The organism is Cupriavidus sp. SK-3 (assembly GCF_000611145.1).
In the GTDB taxonomy this organism is placed as follows: Bacteria; Pseudomonadota; Gammaproteobacteria; order Burkholderiales; family Burkholderiaceae; genus Cupriavidus.
This window is the reverse complement of the sequence record NZ_JFJV02000291.1, coordinates 108,803-129,418: the sequence shown is the minus strand read 5'-3', so window position 1 is coordinate 129,418 and position 20,616 is coordinate 108,803. Positions and strand designations below refer to the sequence as shown.

General features: G+C 66.6%; 15 protein-coding genes and 1 pseudogene. 10 read left to right on the top strand and 6 right to left on the bottom strand.

The features are described 5' to 3' along the window. Positions 1 to 158: 158 nt before the first annotated feature. Together CF70_RS32625 and CF70_RS32620 are read right to left on the bottom strand one after the other, a co-directional pair. On the bottom strand, positions 159 to 3,411 hold a 3,253-nt coding region (locus tag CF70_RS32625), incomplete at its 3' end, for an acetyl-CoA carboxylase family protein (protein ID WP_235185303.1). 47 nt (positions 3,412 to 3,458) lie between these two features. Beyond that, a complete protein-coding gene (locus CF70_RS32620) occupies positions 3,459 to 5,189 on the bottom strand; it encodes an AMP-binding protein (RefSeq protein WP_035875641.1) in 1,731 nt (576 codons plus the stop codon). Positions 5,190 to 5,397: 208 nt separating this feature from the next. Between CF70_RS32620 and CF70_RS32615 the strand changes: the two genes are divergently transcribed. Both CF70_RS32615 and CF70_RS32610 read left to right on the top strand, forming a co-directional pair. Further along, positions 5,398 to 6,084 (top strand): TetR/AcrR family transcriptional regulator, encoded by a 687-nt coding sequence (locus CF70_RS32615; protein ID WP_035875639.1) that lies wholly within the window; start codon positions 5,398 to 5,400, stop codon positions 6,082 to 6,084. 176 nt (positions 6,085 to 6,260) lie between these two features. Then, positions 6,261 to 7,943 (top strand): long-chain fatty acid--CoA ligase, encoded by a 1,683-nt coding sequence (locus CF70_RS32610; RefSeq protein ID WP_035875636.1) that lies wholly within the window; start codon positions 6,261 to 6,263, stop codon positions 7,941 to 7,943. 69 nt (positions 7,944 to 8,012) lie between these two features. Here the strand turns inward: CF70_RS32610 and CF70_RS32605 are convergent, their stop codons facing one another. The 4 genes from CF70_RS32605 to CF70_RS32590 form a co-directional block, all read right to left on the bottom strand. Continuing rightward, positions 8,013 to 8,468: a hypothetical protein gene (locus CF70_RS32605; RefSeq protein WP_051649343.1), complete on the bottom strand. Its 456-nt coding sequence runs from the start codon at positions 8,466 to 8,468 to the stop codon at positions 8,013 to 8,015. Continuing rightward, positions 8,465 to 9,010 carry a MarR family winged helix-turn-helix transcriptional regulator gene (locus CF70_RS32600; protein WP_235185302.1) on the bottom strand — a complete coding sequence of 182 codons (546 nt, stop codon included), beginning with the start codon at positions 9,008 to 9,010 and terminating at the stop codon, positions 8,465 to 8,467. Before CF70_RS32600 ends, CF70_RS32605 begins: the two co-directional genes overlap by 4 nt. Positions 9,011 to 9,078: 68 nt before the next feature. Next, complete coding sequence (locus CF70_RS32595; protein WP_035875634.1) at positions 9,079 to 10,095, bottom strand: Bug family tripartite tricarboxylate transporter substrate binding protein; 1,017 nt, start codon at positions 10,093 to 10,095, stop codon at positions 9,079 to 9,081. A 188-nt stretch (positions 10,096 to 10,283) separates the two neighbouring features. Then, positions 10,284 to 11,399, bottom strand: coding sequence for a porin (locus tag CF70_RS32590; RefSeq protein WP_035875632.1), 1,116 nt, complete (start codon positions 11,397 to 11,399; stop codon positions 10,284 to 10,286). Positions 11,400 to 11,736: 337 nt separating this feature from the next. Between CF70_RS32590 and coq7 the strand changes: the two genes are divergently transcribed. The 8 genes and pseudogenes from coq7 to mraY all read left to right on the top strand — a co-directional run bounded on the left by coq7 (position 11,737) and on the right by mraY (position 20,616). After that, the gene (gene coq7, locus CF70_RS32585) at positions 11,737 to 12,360 is read left to right on the top strand and encodes a 2-polyprenyl-3-methyl-6-methoxy-1,4-benzoquinone monooxygenase (RefSeq protein WP_035875630.1); all 624 of its coding nucleotides are present in this window, start codon (positions 11,737 to 11,739) and stop codon (positions 12,358 to 12,360) included. A gap of 475 nt (positions 12,361 to 12,835) precedes the next feature. Then, positions 12,836 to 13,264 carry a division/cell wall cluster transcriptional repressor MraZ gene (gene mraZ, locus CF70_RS32580; RefSeq protein WP_035875627.1) on the top strand — a complete coding sequence of 143 codons (429 nt, stop codon included), beginning with the start codon at positions 12,836 to 12,838 and terminating at the stop codon, positions 13,262 to 13,264. 7 nt (positions 13,265 to 13,271) lie between these two features. Beyond that, on the top strand, positions 13,272 to 14,273 hold the full coding sequence (gene rsmH, locus CF70_RS32575) for a 16S rRNA (cytosine(1402)-N(4))-methyltransferase RsmH (protein WP_035875626.1): 1,002 nt from the start codon (positions 13,272 to 13,274) through the stop codon (positions 14,271 to 14,273). Further along, entirely contained in the window at positions 14,270 to 14,593 is a 324-nt protein-coding gene (gene ftsL, locus CF70_RS32570; protein ID WP_035875624.1) for a cell division protein FtsL, read from the top strand. Before rsmH ends, ftsL begins: the two co-directional genes overlap by 4 nt. Then, positions 14,590 to 16,241, top strand: a pseudogene (locus CF70_RS32565) (peptidoglycan D,D-transpeptidase FtsI family protein); the annotation flags it as partial. The gene ftsL and the pseudogene CF70_RS32565, both read left to right, overlap by 4 nt. Before the next feature lie 169 nt (positions 16,242 to 16,410). Further along, positions 16,411 to 17,958 carry a UDP-N-acetylmuramoyl-L-alanyl-D-glutamate--2,6-diaminopimelate ligase gene (locus tag CF70_RS32560; RefSeq protein WP_035875622.1) on the top strand — a complete coding sequence of 516 codons (1,548 nt, stop codon included), beginning with the start codon at positions 16,411 to 16,413 and terminating at the stop codon, positions 17,956 to 17,958. After that, the gene (locus tag CF70_RS32555; protein WP_035875620.1) at positions 17,955 to 19,370 is read left to right on the top strand and encodes a UDP-N-acetylmuramoyl-tripeptide--D-alanyl-D-alanine ligase; all 1,416 of its coding nucleotides are present in this window, start codon (positions 17,955 to 17,957) and stop codon (positions 19,368 to 19,370) included. Before CF70_RS32560 ends, CF70_RS32555 begins: the two co-directional genes overlap by 4 nt. A 76-nt stretch (positions 19,371 to 19,446) precedes the next feature. Next, complete coding sequence (mraY, locus tag CF70_RS32550) at positions 19,447 to 20,616, top strand: phospho-N-acetylmuramoyl-pentapeptide-transferase (RefSeq protein WP_035875618.1); 1,170 nt, start codon at positions 19,447 to 19,449, stop codon at positions 20,614 to 20,616.

The window sequence follows — 20,616 nt, the reverse complement described above, 5'->3', positions numbered from 1 at the left end:
GCACACCTGCCGCGCGCGTAGCGATCCGGGCGGCGGCGCCCGCTGCGTGCTTCAAGTCGTGGGGCATGGCTCGTCTCTCTCCTGTGGGCATTACCACGTGTCGATGAAGCGGCGCGATTCGGCGCGGCGCGTTTCGTCCAGCGGCGGTACCGAGGCCNCCGGGGCCAGCCCGCGCAGCAGCCAGTGGCGGGTGTCGGCGGGGTCGATGACCGCATCGATCTCCAGGTGACTCGCCATGTTAAGGGCGCGCCCGCGCTGGTAGGCCGCTTCCACCATACGCGCAAACAGCACTTCGCGTTCGGCCGGGTCGGCCACGGCTTCCAGTTCCTTGCGAAAGCCCAGCCGGATCGATCCCTCGATGCCCATCGCGCCGAATTCGCCGCTGGGCCACGCCGCGGTGAAGAAGGGCGCGGAGAAACTGCCGCCGGCCATGGCCTGCGCCCCGAGGCCATAGCCCTTGCGCAGCACCACGGTGAAGAAGGGCACGCGCAGCGCACCGGCGGTGACGAAGAGCCGCGACACATGGCGCACCGTGGCGGTCTTCTCGGCCTCCGGGCCGACCATGAAGCCGGGCGTGTCGCACAGCGAGACGATGGGCAATCCGTGCGCATCGCACAACTGCATGAAGCGCGCGGCCTTGTCGGCGGCCGCGGCATCGATGGCGCCGCCCAGGTGGCGGGGGTTGTTGGCGATGCAGCCGAAGGCGCGCCCCTCGATGCGGATCAGCGCGGTGATGATGCCGGCGCCAAAGGCTGCGCGCAATTCCAGCACGGAATCGTGATCGGCGAGCGCGGCGAGCACGCTGCGCATATCGTAGCTGCGCAGCCGGTTCTCCGGGATCAGGTGGCGCAGCGCGCGTGCGTCGCCCGCCTGCCATTCGGGCAGGTCGCCCTGGAAGTAGGAGAGGTAGCGGCGTGCCGCGTCCACGGCGGCGGCTTCATCGTCGACCAGGACGTCGATCACGCCGTTGGGCGCTTGCACGCTCACCGGGCCAACTTCCTCAGGCGCGAATACGCCCAGGCCGCCGCCTTCGATCATGGCCGGGCCACCCATGCCGATGGTGGCGCTGCGGGTGGCGATGATGACGTCGGCGCAGCCCAGCAGCGCGGCATTCCCTGCAAAGCAGCGGCCGGAGACGATGCCCACCAGCGGTACCTGTCCGGATAGCCGCGCGAACTGGATGAAGGACGTGCAGTCCAGTCCGGCCACCACGGGCATGTCGGTATCGCCGGGCCGGCCGCCGCCGCCCTCGGCGAACAGCACTACCGGCAGGCGCCACTGGCGCGCCAGCGCCAGCATGCGGTCCAGCTTCTTGTGGCCGTAGAAGCCCTGCGTGCCGGCCAGCACCGTATAGTCGTAGGCCAGCACCATGCAGCGCGCGTCGGCTGCGGGGAAACTTCCGGCATTGACGGTGCCGATGCCGGTGACGATGCCGTCGGCCGGCGTTGCGCGTTCCAGGTCTTCGACGCTGCGGCGCTGGCGCTGGGCGGCAATGGCGAGCGCGCCGTATTCGATGAATGAGTTGGCATCGCACAGTTGCGCGATGTTTTCCCGCGCGGTGCGTCCGCCCTGGCGATGGCGCTTGTCCACGGCCTGCGCGCGCGCCGCGTCCTGCGTGAGTGCCTGGCGGGCCAGGGCGTCGCGCAGGTCGGCGCGGATATGGGCGGGATCCACGCTGGCGCCCGTATCCATCGCATGGTGGCTGCCGTCGTGCGCGGACAGCACGATCACCGGCGCGCCGGCGCGCAGCACATCGCCGGCCGCGGCCAGCACGCGCAGGACTTCTCCCGCCACCGGCGCTTCCAGTGGATGCTCCATCTTCATGGCTTCGATGATGGCGAGCGATTGCCCGCGCCGCACGATGTCGCCGGGGCGCACCTGCACCGCGGCCAGCGCGCCGTCCATGGGCGCGGTGACGAGTTCGGCATCGTCCGGCAGGTCGTCCAGTGGCGCGGAGCCCGACGCCTGGACGTTCGCGGTTGCGCCTGTCGCGTGCAGCGCCGGATGGGCCTGGCCGCCGTCCCGCAACTGTGCGGCCATCGCCGGCAGCGCGGCATCAAGGTATTGGGTGTGGATGGCATTGCGCCGCACATCCTCGCGCAGCAGCAGGTCCTGCAGCAGCCTGCGGTTGGTGTCGATGCCTTCGATACGGAATTCGCACAGGGCGCGATAGGCGTGGGACAGCGCGCGCTGGTAGTCGCCGCCAGGCTCATGCACGATCAGCTTGGCCAGCAGCGAGTCGAAGCGCGGGTTGACCGTCATGCCCGCATGGCCGGCCCCATCCACGCGCACGCCGGGGCCGCTGGGCGGCTCGTAGGCGTCGATGCGGCCGCTGGCGGGGCGCAACTGGCCCTGCGCGTCGAGGTGTTCGGCGTTGATGCGCAACTGCACCGCGATGCCGCGCGGCGCGGGCGGCTGCGCCAGTCCAAGCTGGGCCAGCGTCTTTCCGGCGGCGATGGCCAGCTGCGCCTGGACCAGGTCCACGCCCGTCACCACCTCGGTGACGGTGTGCTCCACCTGGAGGCGCGGGTTGGCCTCCATGAACCAGAACCCGCCGTCCGCGCCCACCAGGAATTCAAACGTGCCGATGCCACGATAAGCGCTGGCGCGCGCCAGCGTCACCGCAGCCTGCGCCAGCCGCGCGCGCATGGCATCGTCCAGCGACGGGCTGGGCGCCACCTCCACCAGCTTCTGGTGGCGCCGCTGCAGGCTGCATTCGCGCTCGCCCAGTGCGATCACGCCGCCGGCGGCATCCGCCACCACCTGGATCTCGATATGGCGGGGCGCATACACGATGCGCTCGACATAGACGGCGCCGTTGCCGAACGCGGCCGTGGCTTCGGACACGCAGCGGGCATAAGCCTCGTCGATGTCCGCCGCGGCGTGCACCGCGCGCATGCCGCGGCCACCGCCGCCGGCCAGCGCCTTGATCATCATGCCGCCATCGGCGCCTGGCGCTTGCAGCGACGCGAAGAACGCGTGCGCGGCTGCCAGCGTGGTTGGGCCGGTGGAGCCGGGCACCACGGGCACATTGCACTCGCGCGCCAATGCGCGCGCCCGTGCCTTGTCGCCGAACAGGCGCAGCACATCGGGGGCGGGGCCCACGAAGGTGAGGCCGGCATCCAGGCAGGCCTGGGCGAATTCCGCGTTCTCGGACAGCAAGCCGTAGCCGGGGTGGACCAGGTCGCAGCCGCTGCGGGTGGCTGCGGCCACCACTTGCGCGATATCGAGATAGGCGCGCGGACCGGTGCCGGGCAGCGCAACGGCGCCGTCGGCCTTGCGCACGTGGAGGGCGTCGCGGTCGTCCTCGCTGTACAGGGCGACGCTCTCCAGCCCCGCGCCCGCGGCGGCGCGTGCGATGCGGATGGCGATTTCACCGCGATTGGCGATCAGTAGCTTGCGGAACGTCATGATGCGAAGGAGTTGGACAGCGCTGAATAAGGAAAGACCATGGCGGCTCAGACAAGCTGCCCGGCCAGCGGCGCCAGGTCCTGCTTGCGCACCTTGCCCGTCGCGGTGAGCGGCAGGGCGTCGACGATATGCACCAGCGGCACCTTGTACACCGCCATATTGGCGCGGCACCACTGCACCAGCGCCGTGTTGTCGACGGTGCCGACGGCTTCGGGCTTAAGCATGACAAAGGCCACGGGCAACTGGCCGCGGTCTTCATCGGCGCGCCCCACCACCGCGGAGCCGAGAATGGCCGGATGCTGGCCCAGCAGCGCCTCGATCTCGGCAGGAAAGACGCTCATGCCGTTGACCTTGAGCATCTCCTTGCGCCGGCCCAGGTAATGGAGATAACCCTGCTCGTCGATCGAGCCGATGTCGCCGGTGTGGAACCAGCCATTGCGCAGCGATTCGCGCGTGGCATCGGGTTTGTTCCAGTAGCCCTTGAGCAGGGTCGGCGTGCGCACGCACAGTTCGCCTTCGGCGCCCGGCGGCAGCAGTTCGCCGCTGTCGAAATCGCAGATCTTGAACTCGGTGCCGGGGACGGGCAGCCCGACAAAGATGGGCTGGGCGCGCAGGTCCAGGTCGTCGTCCTGCATGCCGCAGGTAAAGGTATTGCAGGTCTGCGTCTCGGTCATGCCCCAGGCGGTCTCGGCGATGACCGAGCCGGTCAGCGCCTGCCAGGCGCGGCGGTAGGGCAGGTTGAGCTTCTTGACGAAGGACGATACGCCGACATGGCGCAGCGAGCGCAACTGGTATTGCGCCGCGCGCGGATGCTCCATCACCTCGACCGCGTTGTCCACCAGCATCGAGGCATTGGTGACGCGGTAGCGCTGGACTGCCGCCATGAAGGTCTCGGGATCCCAGCGCGCCAGCAGCACCAGCGGGATGCCGAAGAAGGCGGGGAAGATCAGGCAGAGGTTTTCGCCGGCGATCCAGAACTCGGGGAAGAAGCCCAGCATGACGCTGTCGTCGGTGATGTCCAGTGAGACGGCGCCGAACGCGGCTGCCATGTCGACCATGTCGCCTTGCGTGTGGATGCAGCCCTTGGGCAGCCCGGTGGTGCCGCCGGTGTAGTTGAGCGCGGCCACCGCGTCGAGCGATGGCGCCGCCGTGGGCGCCGCGTGCGTGCACGCAGCCATGGCCGGCAGCAGGTCGATGGCGTGGTCGTCCGCTTCGCATTGGTAGCGTGGCGCCTGCACCATGGGCGGCAGCGCCAGCGTGGGCTCGGCGGGGACCATGTCAGCGAAACTGGTCACGAACAGCAGCGCGAGCGGATCCTGTGCGCCGAGCGCGGCGCGCGTTTCGCGCACCAGCGGCACCAGCTGGTCGAGTGCGATCAGGGCACGCGGCGTGCTGTCGTTTAACGCGTGCTGCAACTCGGCGCGCTGCGATAGCGGGCTGACCGGCACGTAGACCGCGCCCAGCTTGAGGATGCCGAAGAAGGCAATGTGGAACTGCGGGCAATTGGGCATCAGCACCGCCACCCGGTCGCCGGCGCCGATGCCGTGCGCCGCCAGCAGTGCGGCACAGCGGTCGCTTTGCGCATCGAGCTGGGCGTAGCTGGTTTCGTGGCCGTAGAAGATCACCGCCGGGCAGTCGGGGCGGGCGCGGCCCCAGTGCCGCAGCATCTCCGTGAGCGGCTGGCGCCCCAGCGGATATTGCGGCGAGCGCGGGGTGCGCTCGGGCCACGCGCGCTGCCAGCGTGCGTGCAGGTCTGCCAGGTAGGCGGTCTCGTCCATCGGCGGTGTCTCCTTGCTGGTGGGCCGCCAAGCCGATAGGCTGGCGGAATTTACTCTTTGGTATATTTATGTACCCTTGGGTATGATCCTATTGGCATCGCCGCCATGCGTCAAGTCGGGATCCCGGGCAGTGGCGAGGTGGCGAGCGGAACATGTCCACGAGGACCGCCAGGCCTTCCCGGGCCCGGCGCCATGCGAGAATCGCGTCATGCCGACTGCACAGAAAACCGCTCCCGCCATCAAGTCCAGCGAGACCGAGCCGGAAATGACACCGGAGATCGCGCTGGATACTGTTCCCGCCCGCTCGCATATCACCGAGCGGCAGGAAGCCCGCCGCCGCCAGATCCTCGATACCGCCGCACAGCTCTTCTATACCAAGGGCTATCCCGGCATGACGATGAACGATCTTTGCCGCGCACTGGGCGTGACCAAGCCCGCGGTCTATTACTACTTCACGGACAAATACGAGATCTTCGACATCCTGTGCCGGGAGTCGGCCCAGACCTGCCTGCCGGTCATCCGCGAGACCGCGGATCCCGCGCTGCCGGTGCGCGAGCGGCTGCAGGCCTGTCTGCTGGAAATGGCGCGCCGTTGCATCGCCTGCTATGTGCCGGCCACGCTGAGCTTTCGCGATAACCAGTACCTGCGGCCGGAAACGGTGGCCTGGCTGGGCAATATGGCGCGCGCCTTTTACCGCGACCTCTATGCCCTGCTGGAGGAAGGCAAGCGTACCGGCGTATTCAGCTATGGCGACGCGCGCGTCGCCGCGCACGCAATCGGCAGCGTCGTTGGCTTTATGTACACCTGGCACGAGCCCGGACGCATGGAAGCGGAAGCGCTGGCGCGGGAACTGGCCACGAACATGATGAAGATGGTGCTGCCGGTGCACGCCTGATGGTTGCCGCCACGGTGCTAGGGGAATTCCCGAGTCCATATTGAACTGTGCGCTAAACTTCACGTCAGAAGGTGTGCGGCATCCAGAGGACTTCATCTAACGTGTTGTCTTAAGCGGGACGCACGTTTAGCATCTGTCGAAAATCGAACGATCATTCAGAAATCAGGAGGCGGCGCATGGAAAGACTGTGGCTGAAGCATTACCCGGCCGGCGTACCCGCCGAGATCGATAGCAGCCAGTTTCGCTCGCTGGCCGAGTTGCTTGAGGCATCCTTCCGCACCTACGCCGATCGCCGCGCCTTTGTCTGTATGGACAAGTCGATCACCTACGGCGAGCTCGACCGCCTCTCCCGGCAGTTCGCCGCATGGCTGCAGTCGCGCGGGCTCAAGCCCGGCGCGCGCGTGGCCATCATGATGCCCAATGTGTTGCAGTACCCGGTGGTGCTGGCCGCCGTGCTGCGCGCCGGCTTCGTCGTGGTCAACGTCAATCCGCTCTACACGCCGCGCGAGCTGGAGCACCAGCTCAAGGACAGCGGCGCCGAGGCCATCGTCATCCTGGAGAACTTCGCCACCACGCTGCAGCAAGTGCTGTCAGCCACGCCGGTCAAGCATGTGGTGGTGGCCAGCATGGGCGACCTGCTGGGCGGCCTCAAGGGGGCGATCGTCAATTTCGTGGTGCGCAACGTCAAGAAAATGGTGCCGGAGTGGGAGCTGCCGAACTGCGTGCGCTTCAATACCGTGCTGGAGGAGGGCCGCGGCATGCAACTGCAGCCTGCCAATACGGGGCCAGATGACATCGCCTTCCTGCAGTACACGGGCGGCACTACCGGCGTGTCGAAGGGCGCGGTACTGCTGCACCGGAACATCGTCTCCAACGTGCTGCAGTCCGAAGCCTGGATGCAGCCCGCGCTGGCCAAGGGCGCGCCGATCGACCAGGTGATCACCATCACAGCGCTGCCGCTGTATCACATCTTCGCGCTGACGGTCTGCTGCCTGCTGGGCATGCGCAGCGGCGGCCTGAGCGTGCTGATCCCCAATCCGCGCGACATCCCCGGCTTTATCAAGGAACTGCAGAAGTACAAGTTCAATATGTTCCCGGCGGTCAACACCCTGTACAACGCGCTCATCAACAACCCGGAGATCGACAAGGTCGACTTCTCCGGCCTGCGCGTGGCCAACGGCGGGGGCATGGCCGTGCAGGAAGCGGTGGCGAAGAAATGGCTGGCCAGGACCGGCTGTCCGATCATCGAGGGCTATGGCCTGTCGGAAACCTCGCCGTCGGCCACCTGCAACCCCACGGATACCGACGCTTTTTCCGGCACCATCGGCCTGCCGATTCCCTCGACCGACATCGCCATCCGCGACGACGACGGCCGCGACGTGCCGCTTGGCCAGCCCGGCGAGATCTGCATTCGCGGCCCGCAGGTGATGGCCGGCTACTGGAACCGCCCGGACGAGACCGCCAAGGTCATGACGCCCGACGGCTTCTTCAAGACCGGCGATATCGGGGTGATGGACGAGCGCGGCTATACCAAGATCGTCGATCGCAAGAAAGACATGATCCTGGTGTCCGGGTTCAACGTGTATCCGAATGAAATCGAAGGCGTGGTTGCGGAATGCCCCGGCGTGCTCGAGGTGGCGGCGGTGGGGGTACCCGACGAGCATTCGGGCGAGGTGGTCAAGCTGTTCGTGGTCAAGAAGGACCCCGGGCTGACCGAGGCCGAGCTGATTGCCTTCTGCAAGGAACGCCTGACCGGTTACAAGCGGCCCAAGTACGTGGAGTTCCGCGGCGAGTTGCCCAAGACCAACGTCGGCAAGATCCTGCGCCGCGAATTGCGCGATACCCGCAAGGCTGCCTGAGCGAGGCCGCAAGCGACGGAAAAACGGCCTCCCGCGCGGAGGCCGTTTTTCATTTGGCGCGGGGATTCGTCAGCATTCGCGCGAAGGCGCAAGCCGCGGCTCGTGCGCGCCATCGGGATAGATCATCCGTACGCAGGCGCCCGACTCCAGGCCGGGCGCCGCCGGACCATTGACGGTGATGCGGCTGCCATCGAGGGCCACCACCGTGTATTGGTACAGGTCCATCTGCGGCTGCGGCAGCGGGTTGAGCAACTGGTTCAGGTTGACGGAAAAACCAACGCTGCCGCCGCTCCAGCCGCCGCCGCCCCAAGCCGCGCCACCAACGCCTACCGCGGAATTTACCGTGCCGGCATCCGGTATATCGATCCGGCCCGCCAGCGTCTTCGCGCTGATGCGCCCAAGCTTGATGGTGGCATTGAGTGGCGTGATCTGCGGCCCCGGCGGCGCGCTCTGGCAAGCGGCTGCCAACAGCAGTGGCAGCAGCAAGGCGGCAAGCGCGGGCAGTCCCGGCCGGCGTGTGTTCATGCGCTCACCAGGCCAGCCTTGAGCTTGCCCAGCAGGCGGAACAGCGCGCGCCGGTCGGCTTGCGGCAGGCCGCTGAACAACTGCTCGATCCATGCCTCATGCGCGCGCGCCATTCCGGAGAACGCCGTGCGCCCGGCCGGGGTGAGCCGGATCAGGTAGGCGCGGCGATCGCTTGGCAGCGCCTCGCGCGAAACCAGGCCTTCCTGCTGGAGCTGGTCGGTAATGCCGGTGACGTTGCCGCCGGTGACCATCATGCGGCGCGACAGCTCGCCCATCTTCAGGCCTTCGGGATGGCGGTCGAGCTGGGACATAAGGTCGAAGCGCGGCAAGGTACAGGCGAAGTCTTGCCGCAGCCGCGAGCGGATGTCGGACTCGACCAGGTTGGTGCAGGTCAGCAGCCGCAGCCACAGGCGCAGGGCATCATGGGTGGTGTCTTCGGCGCGGGTTTCGAGATCGACCGGCGCCTCTTCGGCGCCGGCCTTTTCAGGGATTCCGGAGGTCCCGGAGCTCCCGGCAGCTTCGGCGGCAGGTGTGATGGGCATCGCGGCACGCAGGTTGTTTGATGCCTCAAGTATATGCGCTCGCGTGCGGCCACGGGCCGCAAGGGGCCTCAATCCACCTTGGCGCCCGAATCCTTGACGACCTTGGCCCACTTGGCATGTTCGGCGCGAATAAAGGCCGCGAACTGCTCCGGCGTATTGCCGACCGGCTCCGCGCCCTGGGCCTGCATCTTCTCCCGCACCGCTGGCGTGGCTAGCGAGCGGGCGACTTCCTGCTGGATGCGCGCGACGATGTCGTGCGGTGTGCCTGCGGGTGCCAGCAGGCCGAACCAGGAACTGGCCTCGAAGCCGGGCAGGTGACCCGCTTCGGCCACCGTCGGCACGCCGGGCAGCGCCGGAGAGGGTTTGGCGCTGGTGACTGCCAGCGCCTTGAGCTTGCCGGACTTGATCAGCGCCATCGACGAAGGCAGGTTGTCGAACATCAGCTGCATGGTGCCCCCGGCCAGGTCGGTCAGTGCCGGGCCGCTGCCTTTGTAGGGGAAGTGCACCATGAAGGTACGGGTCTGGGTCTTGAACAACTCGCCGGCGAGATGGATCGAGGTGCCGTTGCCGCTCGATGCCATATTGAGCTTGCCGGGATTGGCGCGCGCGTAGGTAATCAGGTCGTTGACGCTGTTGATGCGGTTCTGCTGGGCGAAGGCCGGATTGACCACCAGCACATTCGGCACCGAAGCCACCTCGGTGATGGGTGCGAAGTCCTTGATCGGGTCGAATGGCAGCTTGCCATAGAGCGACTGGTTGATGCCATGCGTGCCGACCGTGCCCATCAGCAGCGTGTAGCCATCCGGCGCTGCCTTGCCGACCATGTCGGCGCCGATGTTGCCCCCAGCGCCCGGCCGGTTGTCGACCACCACATTCCATCCCTGCAGCTTCGACAGTTCGGCGGCCACCGCGCGGGCGAGGATGTCGGTGGTGCCGCCGGCGGGGAACGGAACCACCAGTCGGATCGGCTTGTTGGGGTAAGGGTCGGCGGCCAGCGCGGGGGCTTGCCAGGCGAAGGCGCCAAGGCATGCGCCGGCGATAGTGGCCAGCAGCATCTGGGCCGCGCGGCGGCGGGTGCGGTGCATGGGCTGTCTCCTTGTTGGTTTTGGCTGCGGCCGCACGGCACGATTTGAATGCGGCCGAAGAGGTTGCTGCATTGTAGTGTCGGCATAACAAGGTGCCGATGGGGTGATGCCCTAGGATGGAGCGCGAGGTGTGGCCGGAAAGCAAAAAAGGCACCCGAAGGTGCCTTTGCAAAAGAACGCGGATGCGCTCAGAACTTGTGGCGGATACCCACGGCCGCGCCGATCATGGTGTTCTTGCCGGTGCCGAGGAAGTAGCCATTGGCGAAGCTGATCGCCGAGGTGTCGAAGTTCAGGCCTGCATTCTTCGAGAATGCGGTGGTCAGGTAGACGTCGGTGCGCTTGGACAGGTTGTAGTCGGCGATGAACCCGATCTGCCAAGGGTTCGCGACGTTCACGTTGTTCAGCTTGATAACGTCGTCGTAGGTGTACTGCAGCGTCAGGCCCAACGCCGGCAGGACCTGATAGTTAGCGCCAATCCAGTAATAGTTGTCACGCAGCAGGGCCGTTCCGTTCTGCGCCTTGGACTGACCCCAGCGATAGCCGCCCATGATCTTGGCCGCGCCGAAGGCATAGCTGCCTGCTACCGCGGCCTTCTTGAAGGTGCCGGTGTCGCCGGCCGCGCTCAGGGTCGGGTTGTACTGGTCGTAGGCGACGGTCACGCCGAACGGACCGGCAGCGTATGCTGCACCGGCACCGTAGCCCGTATCACGGCGGAATTGTCCCGGGACTTCGCCGTTGCCGGCCACGCCGTTGCCGAACGACCAGTGGGCGATGGCGGTTACCGGGCCGAATACGCCGGTGTACTTGGCGGTATTGTCCGAGCGGAAGTTCAGGCCGAGCTGGGCCACCACCGGTTCATACTGGGTGGCATAGCCGCTGGGCGAGAAGTTGGCGAGCAGGTCGAACAGCGTGGTGTACTGGCGACCGAAGGTGAAGCGGCCAGCCTGGGCGCTTTCCAGGCCGACGTACGCTTGACGACCGAACATGCGGCCGCCCTGCTGAAGCGATCCATTGTCAAGGCCGAAACCACTTTCGAGCACGAACAGGGCTTTCATGCCGCTGCCCAGATCTTCCACGCCACGCAGACCCCAACGCGAACCGGACAGGCCGCCGGACGACATGCGGTACAGGTTGTTGCCCTGGCCGGCATTAAAGCCGTTGGCAATCGTCGGCGTTTGCGAGCCCATGTGACTGACGTATTCGAGGTTCATATCCGCCACGCCGTACAGCGTCACGCTGGACTGTGCCTGTGCGGCACTCGCAAATGCACCCAGCGCAGCCAGCGCGAGAAGCGATTTTTTCATGCTCGATGATCTCCATGTAAGAATTATTGGTGGTCAGCGGAGAAACCTCCTGAGTCTCCATGCACCGCTTACCCAACTTCGTCAGAAGCTGCCAAGTACTGTAACAAACCGCCCTCTTTTCACAATCGGGGCGACTGCCCTTGTCAGCTTTTCACAACTCAGGGTTTTGGAGTATCGGATGCGGCAGGCGCTGGCCTGGCGGGGGCTGGCTGCAGGGCGGGGCGCGATGCGCTCACGGTACAATGCGGGAAATCCCGAGGCGATTTCACAAGCGTTGTGTCCGCCGCGGCGGGAGCGGGCGGCGCGCCTGTCCCGAGCAACCACCAGCGATGCATTCATGGATAACTTGATTCGCGAATTCGATGTGGCCTTGCGCGCGATCGCAGGCGTCACCCGTGCCAGCCGCGCCAATCCGGCGGAAACGCTCGCGCCCGATACGGACAGCCTCGACCAGTCGCAACGCCGCCATGTGGCCGGGCTCATGCGGGTCAACCACGTAGGCGAGGTTTGCGCGCAGGCTCTCTACCAGGCGCAGAAGCTGACCGCGCGGACCGCGCAGGTGCGCGCGCAGATGGACGAGGCCGCGCGCGAGGAAGAAGACCACCTCGGCTGGTGCGCCGAGCGTCTGCGTGAGCTAGGCTCGCGTCCGAGCCTGCTCAACCCGCTCTGGTATGCCGGCGCGTTTGCCATCGGCTGGGCTGCGGGGCGGGCAGGCGACCGCGTCAGCCTGGGTTTCGTGTCCGAGACCGAGTACCAGGTCGAGCAGCACCTTAACGGCCATCTCGAACAGATTCCCGTTGCCGACGCCCGCTCGCGCGCGATTCTGGAACAGATGCGCGACGATGAGGTCCGCCACGGCGCCGCTGCCCGCGAGGCGGGTGGCATGCCGCTGCCAGCGCCGGTGCGGGCGATGATGCGAGCTGCCTCCCGGGTCATGACCACCGCCGCGTACCGGATCTGACGGCGCTACGGTATGGCGCAGGATGAATCCCCGCGGCATTCGCCGCTCGCCACGCGCAGTTGCCTGGCGCTGCGCGGCAACTGGCACCCTGCGTACGCAGGGTAGACGCCAAAACGTTGTATCCTTCCATCGGTCCCGCGTGGCTGAATTTCGTGCCGCAGGCAGTTCCTCCCCTTGCTGTTCTCAGGTGGTTTCTCTGCTTTCCTCCATAAGATCTTCATTTCATTAGGGATTCACTTTTTCGGTGCGTGAAGTGTGCGCGCTAAGTCATTGTTCTAATTCAAAAAACCCGGTTTGTTGCCTTGCGGCGAGCCTTGACCCGCCAAATCGCTTCCTCTAAAGTGGGAAATAGTGTGAGGAAGTGTATTTTTGTGTGAAAAGGTAGTCTGGCTGTGGGATCATCGCCCAACGTCGGATTCCGAAGGATTCACGCGCCAACCGGCAGTAAAGATGCCGGCGCGGATCGGGGGCTAGCTTGTTTCAGGGAGCATCGGCACTGTCACTGGATGCCAAGGGCCGGATGTCGATTCCGGCGCGGCACCGTGAAGCGCTGCAACAGCAGGCCGAAGGCCGGGTGACGCTGACCAAGCACCCGGACGGCTGCCTGCTGCTGTTTCCCCGCCCTGAATGGGAAAACTTCCGTAGTCGCATTGCGGCCTTGCCGATGGACGCGCATTGGTGGAAGCGCATCTTCCTGGGCAATGCCGCTGACGTCGACATGGACGGCGCGGGCCGGGTGCTGATTGCCCCCGAGCTGCGCAATGCCGCCATGCTTGACAAGGAAGTCATGCTGCTTGGAATGGGCAGCCATTTCGAAGTCTGGGACGCCGCAACCTACGCCGCCAAGGAACAGCAGGCGATGGCACAGGGCATGCCGGATGCATTGAAGAACTTCTCTTTCTGACGAGGTCATGAGCTCAACCCAAACGCCAGGGACCACCGCCCTGCGCCATCGCACCGTGCTGCTGGACGAGGCTGTCGAAGCCCTGGTCTGGCGGCCGGACGGCGTCTACGTGGACGGCACCTTCGGCAGAGGGGGGCACAGCCGGGCAATATTGGCCCGGCTGGGCCCGGCCGGAGCCCTGGTGGCATTCGACAAGGATCCGGCAGCAATCGCAGAGGCGGGCACCATCAAGGATGCCCGCTTCTCCATTGAGCACACCAGCTTCGCCGAGATGTCGGACCGGCTGGCAGGTCGCGGCAAGGTGACCGGGATACTGCTCGACCTGGGGATCAGCTCGCCCCAGATCGACGATGCGGAGCGGGGCTTTTCCTTTCGCTTCGAGGGACCGCTGGACATGCGCATGGACACCACGCGCGGCATTACCGCCGCGCAATGGCTGGCGCAAGCGGATGAGCAAGACATCGCGAGGGTGATACGGGACTATGGGGAAGAACGGTTTGCTGTACAGATTGCAAAGGCGGTTGTTGCTCGCAGGAGCGAACCCGGCCATGGCGGACCTCTCACCACTACTGCCGAGCTTGCCGCGCTCGTGGCGAAAGCCGTCAAAACACGCGAGAAGGGTCAGGACCCTGCGACCCGCACCTTTCAGGCTCTACGGATTCACATCAATCAAGAGCTTGCGGACCTCGAAAGAGGCCTGAGCGCGGCTTACGACTTGTTGCAGGCAGGAGGGCGGCTGGTGGTCATCAGCTTTCACTCGCTTGAGGACCGCATCGTCAAGCGGTTCATGCAGGCGCACGCCCGTCCGCAGCAGAACGCCGACCCCGCCATGCGCCGCGCGCCCCTGCGCGCCGACCAGTTGCCGCAGCCCACGCTGAGGCTGCTCGGCCGGGTCAAGCCGGGCGCCGAAGAGATCGCCGCCAACCCGCGCGCGCGCTCGGCGGTGATGCGCGTGGCCGAGAAGCTGCCCGCCGTATCCGCATCCACCGAGCAGGCGGGCCGCGCATGAACCGCCTGACCTTCTTCCTGCTGGCAGCACTGATGCTGTGCGCGCTCTCGCTCGTGAGCGCTCAGCACCAGGCCCGGACCCTGTTCGTCGCCTACGAGCGTGCGCAGGCGGAAGAAAAGCAGCTCGACATCGACTGGTCCCGCTTGCAGTACCAGCAGAGCGCGCTTGGCAAGAGCGCACGCATTGCCGAAGCGGCGCGCACGCAGCTGAAGATGACGCCGGTACTTCCCGGCAGGACCCAATATCTGGCCGGCGTGGTGCTTGATGCGCCACCTGCGAACGCGCCTGCGGCCGCCGCGCCGGAGGGGAGCAAGCCATGACCATCGCCCGGCCCTCGCAAAACGCCCAGCGCGGAAACCCTTCGCGCCCGCGCACCGGCCAGTTCGCGGCCAGCCCCGTGCTTGGCCTGCGCCTGCCGATGTGGCGCTCCAAGCTGGTGGTTTTCATGATGTTCGCCGCCTTCGTCGCCTTGGCCGGACGCGCGCTGTGGATCCAGGGTCCAGGCAACCAGTTCTATGAGGCCGAGGGCAAGAAGCGATTCCAGCGCACCCTCGAGTTGCCGGCAACGCGCGGCAAGATCCTCGACCGCAATGGGCTGGTGCTGGCTACCAGCCTTCCCGTGAAGGCGATCTGGGCGGTCCCGGAGGACGTTCCGGACGAAATCGACGCGGACAAGATTCGCCAGTTGAGCAAGCTGCTCGACATGAGTGACAAGGAACTGCGCCGCAAGTTTACGGAGGACAAGAGCTTCGTTTACCTGAAGCGCCAGGTGCTGCCGGACGCCGCGGACAAGATCGCCGCGCTCAAGATCGACGGCATTCACCAGACCCGCGAATACAAGCGCTTCTACCCGGAGGGCGAGGCGATGGCGCACATCGTCGGCTTTACCAATGTGGAAGACCGTGGCCAGGAGGGCGTGGAACTGGCGCGCGAGGCTGTGCTGGCCGGGAAGTCCGGTGCGCGCCAGGTGATCAAGGACCGCCTCGGCCGCGTGGTGGAGGATGTGGGCATCCTCAAGGCGCCGCGCGACGGCGAGGACCAGCAGCTCTCGATCGACGCCAAGATCCAGTACCTGGCCCACAACGAGGTCAAGGCCATCGTCGAGCGCAGCAAGGCCAAGGCGGCCAGCGCCGTGGTGCTCGACGCGCAGACCGGCGAGGTGCTGGCGCTGGCCAACTGGCCGACCTACAACCCCAACGACCGCACCCGGCTGTCGGGCGAACAGCTGCGCAACCGGGTGCTGACCGATACCTTCGAGCCGGGTTCGATGATGAAGCCGATTACGGTCGGCTTGGCACTGCAGCTCAAGCGCGTCACGCCGTCGACGGTCTTCGTCACTTCCGGCAAGTTCAACTACGAAGGCGCCACCATCAGCGACACCCATAATTACGGGTCGTTGACGGTCGCCGGCATTATCCAGAAGTCGAGCAACATCGGCACGACCAAGATCGCGATGCTGCTCAAGCCGCAGGAAATGTGGGATATGTATACCAGCCTGGGCCTGGGGCAGGCGCCCAAGATCGGCTTCCCGGGCGCGGTGGCGGGACGGGTGCGCCCGTTCAAGAGCTGGCGGCCCATCGAGCAGGCGACCATGTCCTATGGCTACGGCCTGTCCGTGTCGCTGTTCCAGATCGCCCATGCCTACACCATCTTCGCCCATGACGGCGAACTGATCCCGATCACGATGTTCCGTGCCAATGGCCCGGTTACCGGAGAGCGCGTGCTGTCGCCCGAAGTGGCGCGCCAGGTGCGAGCCATGCTCGAGACCGTGACGGCACCCGGCGGCACCGCGCCCGAGGCCCAGGTGATGGGCTACCGGGTGGGCGGCAAGACCGGCACCGCCTACAAGCACGTTGGCCGCGGCTACGACCGCAGCAAGTATCGCGCTTCCTTCATCGGCCTGGCGCCGATGTCGAACCCGCGCGTGATCGTGGCCGTCAGCGTGGACGAGCCCACCTCCGGCAGCCANGGCCGCCCCCCCCCCCGCCAGCCACTACGGCGGCGCCGCGGCGGGCCCGGCTTTCGCGGCGATTACCGGTGGCGCGCTGCGTGCGCTCAATGTGCAGCCGGATTCGCCGATCCGACAACTCGTGGTGAGCGACAAGGTGCAGGAAAGCGAACCGTGGAGCGCGACGCAATGAGCCAGCCGCTGCTCCCCCTCGAAGTGGCCGCACAGGCCGGCGACGCGCTGGACTGGTTGCGCCAGCACGCGCCGGCCGGCGCCAAGCTGACCGGTGACACGCGCCGGCTGACCCAGGGCGACGTCTTCTTCGCCTACGTGCTCGGCAACGAGCGCCTGTCGACCGATGCGCGCCCGCATATCGCCCAGGCCATCGCCCGCGGCGCCAGCGCGATCGTCCACGAGGCCGATGGCTTTGCGTGGCCGCACGGCGAGACCGTGCCGCACCTTGGTGTGTCGGGCCTGCACCAGCTCGCCGGCCCGATCGCCGCGGGCTGGTATGGCAACGGCGCGAGCGATCTCGCGGTGATCGGCGTCACGGGTACCAATGGCAAGACTTCATGCAGCCAGTGGCTGGCGCGCGCGCTGCAGGCGGCCGGTACGCGCTGTGCCACCATCGGCACCCTTGGCACGGGTTTTCCTGATGCGCTCACGGCTACCGGTTTCACCACGCCCGACGCGGTCCAGTTGCAGGACAGCCTGGCGGAACTGAATGCCGCCGGCGCGCGAGCCGTGGCAATGGAAGTGTCCTCGCACGGGCTCGAGCAGGGCCGGGTGGCCGGTACGCACTTCGCCGTGGCGGTGCTGACCAACCTGACCCAGGACCATCTCGATTACCACGGCACCATGGCCGAGTACGAGGCGGCCAAGGCTTTGCTGTTCCAATGGCCCGGCCTGCGCGCGGCCGTGATCAATCGTGACGACGCCATGGGCCGGCGCCTGCTGGCTGGCACGCTGGCCACCGGGCAGGTGATCGAATACGGCATCGACGGCGCCGCCGGAGCCACCCGCAAGGGCGGCCAGTGGCTGCGCGCCACCGGCGTGCGCGCCACGGCTGCCGGCACCGCGTTCCATGTCGACGGCAGCTTCGGCAGCGCCGATGTTGCCACGCCGATGATCGGCGAGTTCAATGTCAGCAACCTGCTCGCCGTGCTCGGCGCCGCGCTCGCCAGCGGCATCGAGTGGGCTGCAGCCATCGACGCGCTGCGCACGCTCAGGCCGGTCGACGGCCGCATGGAGTTGTTCGGTGGCAGCCACGGCGGCCAGGATGGCCCGCTGGCGGTGGTCGATTACGCCCACACGCCGGACGCGCTGGAAAAGACCCTGGCCGCGCTGCGCCCGGTGGCACAGGCGCGCAAGGGCCGGCTGTGGTGCGTGTTCGGCTGCGGTGGAGACCGTGATCCGATCAAGCGCCCGCTGATGGGCGCGGTGGCCGCGCGCCTTGCCGACGAAGTCGTGCTGACCAGCGACAACCCGCGCAGCGAAGACCCGCTGGACATCCTGAACGCGATCGCCGATGGCATCGACGACCACAGCCACACCCACCTGATCGAAGACCGGGCCGCCGCCATCCTGTACGCCATCAAGCACGCTACCGCGGCCGACGTGGTGCTGGTGGCCGGCAAGGGGCACGAAGCCACCCAGGAGGTGCATGGCCGCAAGCGGCCATTCTCCGACCGCGAGCACGTCCGGCTGACGCTGGGTACGCGTGGGGTGTCGGCATGACGCAATTCACCATGACTGATCTGCAGCAAGCCGCCGGCTGGATCGCCGGCGCGCGTATTTCCGGGCCGGATGGCGCCGCCAGCCGCGCCTTCTCGCGCGTGCTCACCGACAGCCGCACGGTCCAGCCCGGCGACCTCTTTGTCGCGCTCAGGGGCGAGCGCTTCGATGCGCATGACTTCCTGGCCGATGTGGTGGCGCGTGGCGCCGCCGCGGTCTTGGTGGAGCGCGAGCCCGATGCCGGGCTTGGCATTCCCGCCATCGTGGTGCCCGATACCCGCCTTGCGCTGGGCCAGCTGGCAGCCGGCTGGCGCCGCCGCTTCAGCCTGCCCGCGGTTGCAGTGACGGGCAGCAACGGCAAGACCACGGTCAAGGAAATGATCGCGGCGATCTTCGCCGCGGCGGTGGGGGAGGGCGCCAGGCTCGCCACCGGCGGCAACCTGAACAACGATATCGGCTTGCCGCTGACTGTGCTGCGCCTGACCGATGCGCACCGGCTCGCCGTGCTCGAACTGGGCATGAACCACCCGGGCGAGACGGTTTACCTGGCCGGCATCGCACAGCCCACCGTGGCCGTGGTGACCAATGCCCAGCGCGAGCACCAGGAGTTCATGGTGAGCGTCGAGGCTGTGGCGCACGAGCATGCGGCGGCCATCGCGGCATTGCCCGCCGACGGCGTGGCGGTGTTTCCGCTCGACGCCGAGGGCGGCGGGGCACATGCCGGCATCTGGCGGCAGGCGGCCGGCCAGCGGCGCGTGCTGTCGTTCGGCCTGGATGCGGGCGCCGATGTCAGTGCCGGCGTGCATCTGGAAGATGGTGTGCAAGTGATGCAGGTACGGGCGCCCGGCGCTGCGTTCGAGGTCCGCCTGTCGGTGCTTGGCACCCACAACGTGCGTAACGCGCTGGCGGCGGTCGCCTGCGCGCTGGGCGCCGGCGTGGGCGTTGAGGCGATCCGCGCCGGCCTGGCCGGGTTTGCGGCGGTCAAGGGGCGGCTGCAGGTCAAGCACGCTGCCGGCGGCACGCTGGTGATCGACGATAGCTACAACGCCAATCCGGATTCGGTGCGCGCGGCCATCGACGTGCTCGCCGGGTTTGCCGCGCCGCGCCTGCTGGTGCTGGGGGATATGGGCGAAGTGGGCGACCAGGGGCCGGCTTTCCATGCGGAGATCGGTGCCTATGCGAACGCCAGCGGCATCGAGACGCTATGGGCGACGGGCGCGGCAGTGGTGCACGCGGTGCAGGCCTTTGGCGCGCAGGCCCGGCATTTCGAACGCGCTGAAGACCTCGCGCAGGCGTTGGCGGAAGACAAGGACGGTACCGTGGCGGCAGCAAGCGCGGTACTTGTGAAGGGATCCCGGTTCATGCGGATGGAACGGATGGTGGATGCGCTGGTCGCAGACACTCCCGCGCATTAATCGTCATCAACACTTAATCAAGCAATCAGATAGCCCGGCCACGCCGGGCGGTTGTCGAAAGGAATACGGAAACACGATGTTATTGGCTCTGGCCCAGTGGCTGCAAAACGACTACAGCTTCCTGCGGGTCTTCAACTACCTGACCTTCCGCGCGGTGATGGCCAACCTCACCGCGCTTTTGATCGGGCTCGGCCTTGGACCCTGGGTGATCCGCAAGCTGACCGAACTCAAGATCGGCCAGGCGGTGCGCACCATCGGCCCGCAGTCGCATCTGGTCAAGGCCGGCACGCCCACCATGGGCGGCGTGCTGGTGCTGGTGTCGATCGCCATCTCCACGTTGCTGTGGTGCGACTGGGGCAATCGTTTCATCTGGGTCGTGATGCTGGTGACCTTCGGCTACGGCGCGATCGGCTGGGTGGACGATTACCGCAAGGTGGTCTATCGCGATCCGCGCGGCATGTCGAGCCGCGAGAAGTTTTTCTGGCAGACCCTGATCGGCCTGGTGGCCGCGGTCTACCTGGCGTTTTCGGTGTCGGAAAGCAGCAATGTGCGGGTGTGGGACCTGTTCCTGGGCTGGGTCGAAGGCGGACTGTCGCTGGACATGCCCTACAAGTCCAACCTGATCGTGCCCTTCTTCAAGGAAGTGAGCTATCCGCTGGGCGTGGCCGGCTTTATCGTGCTGACCTACCTGGTGATCGTGGGCTCGAGCAATGCGGTGAACCTGACCGACGGCCTGGACGGGCTGGTGATCATGCCCGTGGTGCTGGTGGGCAGCGGGCTGGGTGTATTTGCCTACGTGATGGGGAGTTCGGTCTACAGCAAATACCTGCTGTTCCCGCATATCCCGGGGGCTGGCGAGTTGCTGATCTTTTGTTCGGCGATGGCGGGGGCGGGCCTGGCCTTCCTCTGGTTCAACGCCCATCCGGCCCAGGTCTTCATGGGCGACGTCGGTGCGCTGGCGCTGGGCGGCGCGCTGGGCACGGTGGCGGTGATCGTGCGCCAAGAGATCGTGCTGTTCGTGATGGGCGGCATCTTCGTGGTGGAAACCTTGTCGGTGATGCTGCAGGTGACGTGGTTCAAGATCACCAAGCGGCGTTACGGCGAGGGCAGGCGGTTGTTCAAGATGGCGCCACTGCATCACCACTTTGAATTGTCGGGCTGGAAGGAAACGCAGGTGACGGTGCGCTTCTGGATCATCACCATGTTGCTGGTGCTGATCGGGCTGTCGTCGCTCAAGTTGCGCTGA